The 12,652-nt window shown below is 34.7% G+C and carries 13 protein-coding genes; 1 reads left to right on the top strand and 12 read right to left on the bottom strand.

Annotated elements, in window-relative coordinates:
* Nucleotides 1-32: 32 nt before the first annotated feature.
* From NSQ59_RS07220 to hprK, 5 genes are all read right to left on the bottom strand, one after another.
* Nucleotides 33-572, bottom strand: a complete 540-nt coding sequence (locus tag NSQ59_RS07220; protein WP_055738805.1) for an acyltransferase — start codon at nucleotides 570-572, stop codon at nucleotides 33-35.
* The gene (ppaX, locus tag NSQ59_RS07215) at nucleotides 569-1,222 is read right to left on the bottom strand and encodes a pyrophosphatase PpaX (RefSeq protein ID WP_055738804.1); all 654 of its coding nucleotides are present in this window, start codon (nucleotides 1,220-1,222) and stop codon (nucleotides 569-571) included. Before ppaX ends, NSQ59_RS07220 begins: the two co-directional genes overlap by 4 nt.
* Nucleotides 1,223-1,320: 98 nt before the next feature.
* Complete coding sequence (locus NSQ59_RS07210; RefSeq protein WP_340830422.1) at nucleotides 1,321-2,265, bottom strand: nucleoside recognition domain-containing protein; 945 nt, start codon at nucleotides 2,263-2,265, stop codon at nucleotides 1,321-1,323.
* A 134-nt stretch (nucleotides 2,266-2,399) separates the two neighbouring features.
* A complete protein-coding gene (gene lgt, locus NSQ59_RS07205) occupies nucleotides 2,400-3,224 on the bottom strand; it encodes a prolipoprotein diacylglyceryl transferase (RefSeq protein ID WP_437177097.1) in 825 nt (274 codons plus the stop codon).
* Between the two features lie 120 nt (nucleotides 3,225-3,344).
* Entirely contained in the window at nucleotides 3,345-4,274 is a 930-nt protein-coding gene (gene hprK / locus NSQ59_RS07200) for an HPr(Ser) kinase/phosphatase (protein WP_055738801.1), read from the bottom strand.
* 394 nt (nucleotides 4,275-4,668) lie between these two features.
* Between hprK and NSQ59_RS07195 the strand changes: the two genes are divergently transcribed.
* The gene (locus NSQ59_RS07195) at nucleotides 4,669-5,358 is read left to right on the top strand and encodes an N-acetylmuramoyl-L-alanine amidase (RefSeq protein ID WP_055738800.1); all 690 of its coding nucleotides are present in this window, start codon (nucleotides 4,669-4,671) and stop codon (nucleotides 5,356-5,358) included.
* A gap of 121 nt (nucleotides 5,359-5,479) precedes the next feature.
* On the opposite strand, the gene NSQ59_RS07190 is transcribed toward NSQ59_RS07195, so the two are convergent.
* The 7 genes from NSQ59_RS07190 to tagD form a co-directional block, all read right to left on the bottom strand.
* A complete protein-coding gene (locus tag NSQ59_RS07190) occupies nucleotides 5,480-5,836 on the bottom strand; it encodes a phage holin family protein (protein WP_055738799.1) in 357 nt (118 codons plus the stop codon).
* A gap of 123 nt (nucleotides 5,837-5,959) precedes the next feature.
* Nucleotides 5,960-7,087 carry a DUF4097 family beta strand repeat-containing protein gene (locus tag NSQ59_RS07185; RefSeq protein ID WP_126648333.1) on the bottom strand — a complete coding sequence of 376 codons (1,128 nt, stop codon included), beginning with the start codon at nucleotides 7,085-7,087 and terminating at the stop codon, nucleotides 5,960-5,962.
* Between the two features lie 219 nt (nucleotides 7,088-7,306).
* Nucleotides 7,307-8,116 carry a teichoic acids export ABC transporter ATP-binding subunit TagH gene (gene tagH / locus NSQ59_RS07180; protein ID WP_055741155.1) on the bottom strand — a complete coding sequence of 270 codons (810 nt, stop codon included), beginning with the start codon at nucleotides 8,114-8,116 and terminating at the stop codon, nucleotides 7,307-7,309.
* A gap of 16 nt (nucleotides 8,117-8,132) precedes the next feature.
* Complete coding sequence (locus tag NSQ59_RS07175) at nucleotides 8,133-8,936, bottom strand: ABC transporter permease (protein ID WP_055738797.1); 804 nt, start codon at nucleotides 8,934-8,936, stop codon at nucleotides 8,133-8,135.
* Nucleotides 8,933-11,044: a CDP-glycerol glycerophosphotransferase family protein gene (locus tag NSQ59_RS07170; protein WP_340830416.1), complete on the bottom strand. Its 2,112-nt coding sequence runs from the start codon at nucleotides 11,042-11,044 to the stop codon at nucleotides 8,933-8,935. The genes NSQ59_RS07175 and NSQ59_RS07170 overlap by 4 nt, the downstream gene beginning before the upstream one ends.
* Nucleotides 11,028-12,239: a CDP-glycerol glycerophosphotransferase family protein gene (locus NSQ59_RS07165; RefSeq protein ID WP_055738795.1), complete on the bottom strand. Its 1,212-nt coding sequence runs from the start codon at nucleotides 12,237-12,239 to the stop codon at nucleotides 11,028-11,030. Before NSQ59_RS07165 ends, NSQ59_RS07170 begins: the two co-directional genes overlap by 17 nt.
* Nucleotides 12,232-12,630: a glycerol-3-phosphate cytidylyltransferase gene (gene tagD / locus NSQ59_RS07160; RefSeq protein WP_055738794.1), complete on the bottom strand. Its 399-nt coding sequence runs from the start codon at nucleotides 12,628-12,630 to the stop codon at nucleotides 12,232-12,234. Before tagD ends, NSQ59_RS07165 begins: the two co-directional genes overlap by 8 nt.
* Between the last annotated feature and the right edge of the window lie 22 nt (nucleotides 12,631-12,652).

Below are 12,652 nucleotides of genomic sequence, written 5' to 3'. Positions count from 1 at the left end.
AGACAACATAAGGTACCTGTTATCCCAGGTACCTATTTCCCGCTCTCCATTCCATATATTGGATCTGAAGCCCTTTTTTCTTCTAACTGTTCCTTTGTATAAATAACTTTCATAGGATTTCCGCCTACAAATGATCCTGCGGGAACATCTTTATGAACGAGTGTGCCAGCTGATACGATGGCTCCATCTCCAATTGTCACCCCGGGCAAAATAGTCGTATTGGCACCTATCATTACTTCACTGCCAATTTTTACATTTCCAAGCCTGTATTCCTTTATTAAATACTCGTGGGCAAGAATAGTTGTATTGTAGCCGATAACCGTATTTTTCCCTACAGAAATTTTTTCCGGAAACATAACATCTAACATTACCATTAAGGCAAAGGATGTTTGGTTTCCAATTTTCATCTTTAAAAAGACACGATACATCCAATTTTTTATACCTAAAAACGGTGTATATCTCGCCAATTGTATTATGAGGAAATTTTTAACCACTTTCCAAAAAGGAACCGTTTTATAAACATGCCATAAAGAATTTGCACCTGAAACGGGAAAACGGTCCGTCTTTCTCATCCATTTACCGCTCCAACTATTTCTAGTAGATCACGCATGTTATCAAGAATAAAATCAGGTTCATATTTTTCTAAATAAGCTCGCCCTTTTGCAGACCATGCAACTCCTGCAGACAGAGTCCCAGCATTTTTTGCCCCTAATATATCGTGGTAGTTATCTCCTACCATAATCGCTTCCTGTGGTGCTGACTCGAGCAATTTCAAAGCTTTTTCAATCGGTTCAGGATCAGGCTTTACATTCTCAACATCATCTATGGCGATTATTACTTCAAAAAAGGAATCCAAATTTGTCAGCTTTAGTCCTTTTTTTATGGTTGAGGACATCTTAGTAGAAACAATCGCAAGCTTATATCCCTTTTCTTTAAGGACCTTCACTGTCTCATAAACACCATCAAATTCTTTTACCAGAAGGTCATGATTTTCTAAATTATGAGCACGATATCTTTCTATCATTTCATCCACATTATCCGGATTAATAGATGAGAAGGTATCCTTGAGAGAAGGCCCCATGAACGGAAGCACATCCTCCCTTGTGTATTTCTGCGGATAATAGTGGTTTAATGTATGCAAAAAAGAAGCGATGATTAATTCATTTGTATCAATTAAAGTTCCGTCTAAATCAAAAAGAATCGTTGTTATTTGTTTTGACATATTTTGCTACCCTTTCTGCTGTAAATATCTATTCTTAGTCTAATAATAAATGTTATGGATGTAAATGAAAAGGAAACCGGTTGGAACCAGCTTCCTTTTTATCCCTCAAGGGTTGATGGGGTACTTTTAGACAAATCTATTCGGTTCCAAATCAACCCAACAATAAATGTTAATATGATGGCTGTTATCAATCTAACCAACAAAAGGTAGATTACAGGGATACCAAGAGGAACAAAGATCAGCGTGTCTTCTACCACAGCATGACAGCCGCAAAGGAAAATAAAAGCCAATGTGGCATCCTTCTTGCTGACACCATCTTCTTTTACTGCTTGAATCATTACCCCAGCCCCATAAGCCAATCCAAAGAATAATCCTGCTGCAAGGGTTGTAGAGGTATTTTCTTTCATTCCTAATAATCTTGTAACTGGAGCCATCCAACGCGAAAATAACTTAAGTAGTTGTAAGTCTTTCAAAATTTGAATCCCAATCATCAAGGGTATTACTATTTCGGCAAGTTTTAATACACCGAGCAGTGCCTTTTCCATTCCATTCAAGATAATCGGCCATACGCCGATTATTTTCTCTTGTTCAGGCGCAAATGTGCCGAAATGAACTTGCTGTCCGCCACCATGCCAGCATAAGTTTATTATTATCGCGGAAAGAACCGCCAAGCCAACCCGAACTAGAATCATCACCCAAATTTTCACGCCCACTTTGACGGCAACACTCGATTCAATAAATAAGTTATGGGCAAAGCTTAACATGACCGCAATAATAAATACTTCCTTAAGTGTTAAATCAACAGATAATATTCCCGCAATACCAGCATACAAATTCAAAAAATTTCCTAATACAATTGGGATAGCTGCATCTCCGGATAAACCAATTAGCTTCATTAAAGGCGTGACTATTTTAATGATCCATGGCAATATTGGGGTAAATTGCAAAATCGTTATCACTAATGTAATAGGAAAAATAATTTTCCCTAATGTCCATGTTGTTTTTAGCCCCGACCATAAACCTGTTTTTAGTGTTTGCAGCATGTTCCATTTCTCCCCATTGTTCTTGTTATACTAAGATCTATTATTTAAGCTTGTGAATCAGTACTAAAGACTTAAGTGTCGGCACAGCCTCTGAATTTTTAAATTTAGATGGATGAGGGACATTTCCCCCTACCTCACGATTGTTTAATAGTTGTTTCCCGATAATGCATGGCAGAATAGCCCGCTTTTCTTCTAAAAACCCATAATATAATTGAAACCACTACCAGTGCGATAGAAATCATTTGGGCCATACGCAAATTACTTGTTAACATTAAGCTATCTGTTCTCATACCTTCAATGAAAAATCTTCCTATTGAATACCAAATTAAATAGCTTAAGAATAACTCTCCTCTACGTAAATTTACTCTTCTTAAGTATATAAGAATGATAAATCCAACAATATCCCAAATGGACTCATATAAGAAAGTAGGATGATAATAATGACCATTAATATACATTTGATTAATGATAAAGTCGGGTAAATGCAAATGTTCCAAGAATGTGCGGCTAACCTCTTGACCATGCGCCTCTTGGTTCATAAAATTACCCCAGCGTCCAATCGCCTGCCCTAAAATGAGGCTTGGAGCACAAATATCTGCAAGCTTCCAGAATGAAACATTTTTTGCTTTAGAAAAAATAATAGCTGTCAGTATTGCACCAATTAACCCGCCGTGAATAGCGATTCCACCATTCCAAATTTTAATAATTTCTGATGGATGGACAGAATAATAGCTCCACTCAAAAAGAACATAATAAATACGCGCACAAATAATCGAAATAGGGATTGCCCAAATCATTAAATCTGCAAATAAATCTTTATCAATTCCTAACTTCTCTCCTTCACGAATCGCCAGAAATAAACCGATGGCGATGCCGCATCCAATAATAATTCCATACCAATGCACTTCAAATGACCCTAGATGCAGGGCGATTGGATTCAGTGGTTTGATATTATCCATATTCATTGCTCCTTTTTAGACGAATAAATATTTAAATTCTAATTTAAGTAGGCAATCAGTAATTTTCCATTTATGTTTTTATATGAAAAACTCACCTATTCATTCATCTTTTTATAGACATCATTTTTCGTCCCCATCTTCAATGACATCAGCAAGTCGCTCGGTAAATTGTTGAGCAGCATTGACCCCCATTTTTTTCAAACGATAATTCATTGCTGCAACTTCAATAATAATGGCTAAGTTTCTTCCCGGACGTACTGGAATCGTTAATTTTGGTATTTCCGTATCAATAATTTTTATTTTCTCCTCATCCAGCCCAAGGCGGTCATACTGTTTCATTTGATCCCAAAGCTCTAAATGAACAACCATCGTGATACGTTTATGGCTGCGAACCGCTCCTGCACCAAAAAGTGTCATGACATTTATAATCCCAAGACCGCGGATCTCTAATAAATGTTCTATTAAGTCAGGGGCATTCCCCACTAGTGAATCCGTATCTTCCTGGCGAATTTCTACACAATCATCGGCAACAAGTCGATGTCCCCTCTTCACTAATTCCAACGCTGCCTCACTTTTACCCACACCGCTTTTTCCGGTAATTAATACTCCAACCCCATAAATATCAACGAGAACACCATGGACTGCCGTTGTTGGGGCTAACTTAAATTCCAAATAGTTCGTTAAATGACTTGAAAACCGTGTTGTTTTCATATTTGTACGCATAACCGGAACAGAATACTCGTTAGAAGCTTCGATTAATTCTTCCGGTATTTCCAAGCCACGTGAAATAATAATCCCTGGTGTTAAATCACTGCAGAGCTGTTCCAAGCGAAGCTTTCTTTCTTCTGGATCCAAGCGCTCGCTAAAGGTAATTTCGGTCATCCCCAGCAGCTGAATTCGGTCAGCAGGATAATAGTTAAAGAATCCGGCCATTTCCAGACCAGGCCTAGAAATATCACTTGTTGTAATCGGACGGTGGATGCCTTCTTCCCCGCTAATTAATTCTAAATTAAATTTTTTTATAATATCCTCAACACGAACCTTCGCCAAATTGTTATCCTCCTTGCATTAAATCTGTATCTGTATACAGACAAGCAACAAACAGATTTCTCCTTCTATATTGTAAAGCTTTCTTTATTGTAGCATTACACTGTAGCGGAAGACTACCCTTTAAATGAACAAATGCGGAAGCGCCTTGCTCATCGGCGGCGTATGGATTTCGTAGTCTTCGACTGAGATAAAGGAAACACAGTGAGGTAGTTCACGAGCTGATGTTGACTTATCGTAGGGAGGAGACGGAGAAATCCACTAGCCGATAGGCGCTGTAGCTAGACGGATACAAGTACAAATGTCATCCAAAGGTACCGAAATCATTCCGCTAAACATATTATAAGAATATAAGCACCTTCTGTATGTGCATTACCTTTCATGGGAGGAGAATGGGATGAAAATAATGCTGGATGCCGGACACGGACCGAATACTCCGGGTAAAAGGAGTCCTGACAATTTTAAAGAATTTGAATTCAATAGTAAGGTAGCAGATTTCGCGAAGGAGCTTTTGAATGAGTATAAGGATGTTACTGTTTATTTTGACCATTCAAAGAAAGAGGATGTTCCTTTAAAAGAACGTACGGATAAAGCAAATAAATTAAGAGTAGATTGTTATGTTTCTATCCACGCTAACGCATATGGTACAACTTGGAACGACGCTGAAGGAATCGAGACATATGTGTATGTAACAAAACCGAAGGAAGCCATGGAATTAGCGAAAAAAGTGCAAAAGAATCTTGTAATTCGAACTGGTTTAAGCGATCGCGGCGTAAAAACTGCTGATTTTCATGTGTTGCGTGAGACAACGATGACTGCCATTCTTTGTGAATGCGGTTTTTACACAAATAAAAAGGAAGTGGCCTTATTAAAGTCGAAGATATATCAAAAAACTTGTGCAGAGGCAATTGTTAAAGGAATTGCAGACCAATACCATTTAAAAAAAGAGGATGTTAAAACAACGAATCCACCAGTTAAGAAAAAACAATATCGTGTCCAAATAGGGGCCTTTGAGAAGAAAGAAAATGCGCAGGACTTAATTAAGGAGCTAAAAGAAAAGGGATACGATCCAATATTAGTAGAATGAGGGATAGTCCGTAAGCGACTATCCCTTTTATTTTTTCTTAAGCATTATTGTTGATTTGATTTATAAACTTATACGTTCACGTGAACATCTACGCATAAGACAATGTGAACCAAAATCATTTTCATTTAGCTGAATTTTTCTTTAAAATCGTATTTTGCAATATGACATTCGTAATCGACATTATCATTGCCATGAGAAAAGCCATCCCAAAACTGTGAATTTCAAAACTGTCTCCCATAAGCTTATCTGTTATTAGTAATGTGATCGCGTTAATTACTAATAAAAATATTCCTAATGTCAATATGGTTATTGGCAAAGTTAAAATAATTAAAATAGGACGGACCAACACATTTAATATAGATAGAATAAAACTTGCTACTATTGCAGCTCCAAAACTTGATACCTCGAAGCTATGGAAAAAACCTGCAATTGCTACAAAAAGTATTGCATTGATGAATATGCTGATTAACCATCTCATAAAAAACAAAACCTCTTTCTAGAAAGGCTCTTTTCTTAAGACTTCTTGGAATGGATTTTTAAGAAAAGATGCCCGAAACTTATACATATTAATACCTATTTATCATGGACGAAACCCGTTTTTTTAGAAAACTGCCTCTTTTTTCTCCGCTTTCTTGATATTCACAGAGCCAGTTTTAGTATCTGCAAAAACCCTTGTTATCTCATCTGTGTTACCTGACTTTTTAAATTTCATTTGCTTTTGGGCAATATCCTTCTTTTCGAGAATGGTTTCTACATCATCAAGCTCAATTTTTATATTTCCAAAATTAGATTTACATTCCCCTTCCACGCCACTTCCATCTGGAAGATATAGATGAACATTTCCTGTTACAGCTTTCACATGAACGGTGTCTGCTTGATTTTCCAATGTACAGTGAACATTGCCGTTAAAAGATTGTAAATCAACCATATGATAGGAACCTACAACATCGATTTGACCGTTCATCGTTTCAGCAGCGAGTCTTTTTGCTTTACTATTTTGGATCGTAATTTTACCATTCGCTGTTTCCGCCTCTAATTTATCTGTTATCATTTCCTGCAAGGAGATTTTTCCGTTTGCCGTTTTTGTTTTAAAGTCCTGAACATCCATTTTTTCGGCGCTAATTTTTCCATTAAAAGTTCGGATAATCGCCTTCTCATAGGTGCTTCTAGGAACATATACAACGGTATCCACTTTCATCCATTTAGATTGTGTAGAAAAACGAAGACGTTTGTTTTCTACCGAAAAATAACTGTTTTCGATAAAAAAGCTTCGTGCATCATCTCGTTGATCTTTTCGATATACTTTAGCAAAGCATTCGACACGGGTATCTGGCTGATCCCAAGGCTTTATTTCGACATGACCATTTGCAACATCGATATCGATATGGGTAAATTCTGCCTCAGGCTGTTGAAAAACATGCGGAAATTCAACAGATTGATTAAATGGGAAATCAAACTCTTTAATTTTTTTCACAGCTGAATTAACAAAATCTAAAATCTTATCTTTTGTTGCATTGAACTGGAATCCTTCTTCCTCTTCCTCCGCCTTATCCTGATGCTTTTTATGATTTTCATGTCCTTTTGCAGCAGAGTCGATTTCATGTTTCATATCATGAATTGGTTCATTTTTCTCTTCATTTTCTAACGCTTCTAATAAGGTTAATGCTTCCTCAGTGGATAGCTTTCCATTCTTCACTAATTCCAAAATACGCTTTCTTTCCATATGCATTTTCAGCTCCTCCTTATTTATTGTTAAAGAAATTCTATAGATGGATTCATAAATTGATTGTTTATTATTACCTATTTCTATTTTCGCATAACCCTCGGGGTTCTTCCTCCGTCTTAAGTTGGAAATATTTTAGTTATTTTGATTTAGCTTAAGGGTTATAAGTTTAACTTATGTAAAAAAGACGAATCACTGCAAGATCGGAGCGATTCGTCTTTTTTGTTAAGCTTCTGAAGGTTCGAAAACAGTGCTTCGTTTTTTCATAACCTTTTCTCGATATTCTTTTCTTTCTACATCTGACATTGCTTTAAAGCTTTTTAAAAATTTCTCGTATTTTGGTACTACCTCTTCAATTGTTCCATATGCTCTTACTTCACCATACTCAATCCAAAGCGCCTTCTCACAAAATGTCTTAATTTGTTTTAGTGAGTGGCTGATAAAAAATATCGTTTTTCCCTTTTCCTTAAATTCATTCATTTTTGCTTCACATTTATCTGCAAATATTTTATCTCCGACCGATAAAGCTTCGTCAATAATTAATATGTCTGGATCAATATTTACAGAAATAGCAAAACCTAATCGAGATTTCATACCGCTTGAGTAATTTTTTACTGGCTGATCGATAAATTTGCCAAGCTCCGCAAATTCAATAATTTCTGGTTCCAGTTCTTTAATTTGTTTTTTATTAAAGCCAAGCATTAAACATTTTAATTCAATGTTTTCTCTTCCTGTCAGCTGATTATCTAATCCAGAACTAATGGCAATTAAGGCAACCTCACCATTGATTTCAATCGTTCCGGATGTCGGTGGGATAATTCCGGATATTATATTTGACAATGTTGATTTACCGGAACCATTTACCCCAACAATACCTATAACATCTCCACTTTCTGCCTCAAAGGTGATATTCCTTAAAGCATAAAAGTCCTCACCATAACCCTTTGGCAAAAATATATCTAGCAATTTCTCAGAAGTACGATTATACATCTTATATTTTTTGGCAACATTATGGAGAACTACTGTTTTCGACACATTTCTCACATCCGTATTATAAAAAGTCAACAAATCGATTTCTAAATTTCAAATGCATAATGGATCCAATGGTAAATAGGACAAGAATAACTACCCAAAAATATATTGTATAATGCCATTCTGCAACTAAATACCACTTTTTCCCAAGCAATGAATTTCGATAACCCTCCACGATGTAGTAAATAGGATTTATCTTTAATATTCCTTGATATTTTGCCATTCCACCTGTTGGTGGCCATAATATTGGTGATAAATATATCATCATTCTCATAATTGCCTGCACTATCATTTGAACATCTCTTACAATCATGGAAAGTGTAGAAGTAATTAAAGACACCGATAAGGTTAGTGCAATAGCTGCAAACATATAGTACACCAATTCAAAATAGTGCAGGGATATGGAAAACCCATAAAATTGCAAGATCACCATAATAACTACTAATAGCATTAAATGCTGATAAAACTTCGCAATGATCACATAAGTAGGAATAATACTCATTGGAAAGCTCATTTTTGAAACCATCTTAATTCGTGAATAAATAGACTTCGATCCTTGCGTAATGGCAGGATTAATGAAAAACCATATTACAATTCCAGCCAACAGCCATGGAAAGTAATCTACACCACTTTCACCTTTTCTAGTGGTAATATGTCCAAAAACAAACCAATATACAGCAATTTGAATCATAGGATTGATAACTTCCCACAGTATTCCTAAATAATGACTTTTATTTGCACTTTTTACTTCATAGGCCGATAAACGGCTAATAAGATATATGCTATTAAATTGTTCTTTGATAATGGTTAAAACGGATTTCATGTAATATTCCTTCCCCGGAATACCTTGTCAACCACCCTTTTAGATGATTGTCCAGATTCCAAATAACAAAACTTCTCGTAAAAACTATTAAAAGCCGAGGATACTCGAAAATCATTTAATTGAATTTCTTTGATTGTTTCAATTACTTGTTCTGTTGTTTTTACTAATGGTCCTGGTGCCTGATTTTCAAAATCAAAATAGAATCCCCGCAGTGTATCCCGATACATATCGATATCGTAAACATAAAAAATCATCGGTCTTTTTAAGTTTGCATAGTCAAAAAAGACAGAGGAATAATCAGTAATCAGAAGATCAGAAATCAAATATAATTCCCGAATATCTTCATGATTGGAAAAATCATAGACAAATCCTTCATAAGGACTTAAATCAAAATTTTCCGCAACAAGATAATGCATCCTTAATATAATAACATATTCATTCCCTAGTTCTTCTTGTAATAAACGTAAATCTAAATCAAGGTCAAATTTGTATTTTCCTACCGCATAAAACTGATTATCACGCCATGTTGGAGCATATAATATTAGTTTTTTATCTAAAGGAATTTTATATCTTTCTTTTAACATATTAATGGTATCGCTCGTATTGGATTTATATAAAAAGTCATTTCTTGGATACCCTGACTCTATCATCTCTTTGTTAAATTGGAAAGCTCTCCTAAATATTTTTGTAGAATATTCATTAGGAGATACAAGAAAATCCCAATTACTTGCCTCTTTAATAAAATTTTCCTTGTAGCGTTGAGTAGAAGTACCTGGCATATGGACTTCATCCATATCTGCAGCCAGTTTTTTTAATGGAGTACCATGCCATGTTTGTAGATAGGTACAGTGCTTTGGCTTTGGAATCCATAAAGGCATACGACTGTTGGTTACCCAATATTTTGCTAACGCCATATGAAAAAGCCATTTAATTGAAAAACGATTTACATAATCGATATCTTTATCCTTAAAGTTATGAATAAACCTTTTATCAACACTCCACACAAGTTTATACTCTGGATGTGTTTCCTTCAAATATTCATAAATTGCTCTTGGGTTATCACTATATTGCTTCCCTAAAAAACTTTCAAATACAACTAGATTTTTTTTGGCTGGCAGCTTTCCAACCAAGGCAAATATCCGTTTGTAGAGTTTTTGAGTTAAAAAAGACTTTTTCCATCTATTTAATCTATTTTTGACTTTTATCAATATATCTTTGCTCCATCTATACTCATTAATACTAATATATAAATAATTATTATTTATTTTTCCAATGATAACCTTTTTCTTGTTCTGTAAATAGTTAAGTTTTTCACTTAAAATTTCATTTTTTTGATTCCAATAGAGGTTTCTTGGAGTGCTTTTACCTACCTCTTGATTATCTTTCATATAACTTATTTCAACATATGGTTCCAATAATATCAATGATTTTTCAGCATATGAAAAGAAATCTTCCACATTGAATTCAAATTGAAATTTACATATAGCATGGTTTCCCTGCTTGGAATAAGAGGACTCGTAATTAATAGAATTGACTATTTTCTCCTCAATGCCAAGGTCTTCATTTTGAATAATAAGTGTCATATTCAATTCTGAAGGTGTTTCACCCTTATCGGGAATAATTATGTAACCGCCTATTGAAGCGGCACCTTCTTTTGTTAAACTACTTTTCTCCACAATTGCCATTGATTCTATTTCTTTCACGTTAAAGGACAAATTTCCTTTGTTCGTGGTGTATGGCAAGAGCACCATTTCTTTTTTACTATCAACATATAATGGCAGTGGAGCTGAGCTATCCTTAGTTTTTAGGCGAAATTGATTGGATTGTTCTTCATGATTTATCACAATATATAAATCCCAACATTGATTCTCCGTTATAATTGCCGATAAATATTCTTTACTTATTTTTGCACTTAAAAGGAAATTGCGATGAACTTCCTTGGATTCTTCAAACGTAATGTCTAATTTATCGTTTGAATGCCGGGACACGAATCTAAGATAAGTGAATTTCAAGTCCGTTTTACTGGTACTGAGTATTTGAAGCTTGTATTCTTCATTTTGATGACTGATTGATGTGAGCATAAAATTATTATTAGTTTGTACTGTCATGAAGTTTTTTAATACTCCTCTCAGAGTTTTTTCCACTTTCAAGAAGGTAATCTACGAGATTCCTACTGGAATGGCCTGTAGAATATTTATTCCATTCCCTGGAAAATTGGCGAATCTCCTCCATATCAAATTGATCATCGATAATTAGTTTAACAATATCTTCTGTAGTAAATACAACTGGACCAGGTACTATTTTATCATACTGTCCCCAAACCCCTTTATTTGAAATATACTGTTCCAAATCATATGGATAAAAAATCATTGGTTTTTCCAAAATCGCAAATTCAAATGGGATGGAAGAATAGTCACTTATTAAATAGTCGGTTACAAGAAGTATTTCATTAACATCGTTATAAGTGGAGAAATCAAGAACAAAACCACTATATTTCTTTTCAAAGTCTATAGTCTTATGAATCGCTGGATGCAATTTAATAATTAATATAAACTGGTGACTCAATTTTTCATACATATAGTCAAGATCAAGGTTAAGTTGGAAAGAGTCCAAGCTTTCATCACGAAAAGTCGGTGCATACAAAATAACCTTTTTTCCTTCAAAGGAATTATATCGGTCCTGAAGTCTTTTTTTAACTTCCGTTTGATATTGTGTATCATAAAAAAGATCGGTTCGAGGAATACCTGTATGAAGGATATTTTCTTCAGAAAGGTTAAAAGCCTCCATAAAAATATTCGCCATAACATCGGAACCGACAACGACTTTATGAAATTTATCGTATACCTTTAAAAATCGCTTATGAGCTGATTTTTTTCTATTCGTAATAAATTTATCTTTCAAACCGAATGTTTTGATAGCACCCGCAGCATGCCATAACTGGATGCACTGAACATCCGCTTTAAAAGAAGTCGCTGCTAAAAACCCAAAATAGTTATCCACTACTACGTATTTTGAGGTTGCCAGATGGAAAATATATTTAAACTGATAAAATAAATTAAGCGTTTGAATCTTGAATACTTTTTCATTAATTGTATTATTAATGTCCTTGTAACAGGAATTATCACATAAAAAGACCACCTCAAAAGGAACATTTTGCCTTTTCATTTCTTCGTAAACAAATTTTGGGTTTTGTTTAAATGAAAGGACAAATGTTACTTTATTTTTTAGTGGCCACAATTTAGCAAAGTTGAATTGTATTTTAAAAATCAGCAAATACAATCCAATAATTAATTCTTTAACCATTTTTAACGGTAAGCAAATCTTTTTTTATTTTCGTGGTTGAGATACCAATTGTTCTTGGTAAATAAACGACTTCACAGTACTCCTTAAGAAAATCAAATTTCCCCTTCCAGTCATCCCCCATGACAAACACGTCAACATCATTATTACGAATATCCTCAATTTTTTGTTCCCAAGAATCCTCAGGTATAACTTCATCGACATACCGAATTGCTTCTAGAATCACTTTGCGTTCATCAAAACTGTAATAAGCCTTTTTATTTTTGATTTCATTAAAATGGTCCGTAGAAATAGCTACAATTAAATAATCTCCAAGTTCTTTGGCTCTTTTTAATAAATTGATATGTCCCCAATGCAACAGGTCAAAGGTACCATAAGTAATAACCTTTTTCATTTACAATCTCTCCAGTTTAAAT

Source organism: Margalitia sp. FSL K6-0131, from assembly GCF_038008735.1.
Taxonomy (GTDB): Bacteria; Bacillota; Bacilli; order Bacillales; family Bacillaceae_C; genus Margalitia; species Margalitia shackletonii.
This window is presented reverse-complemented; position numbering and strand designations above follow the sequence as displayed.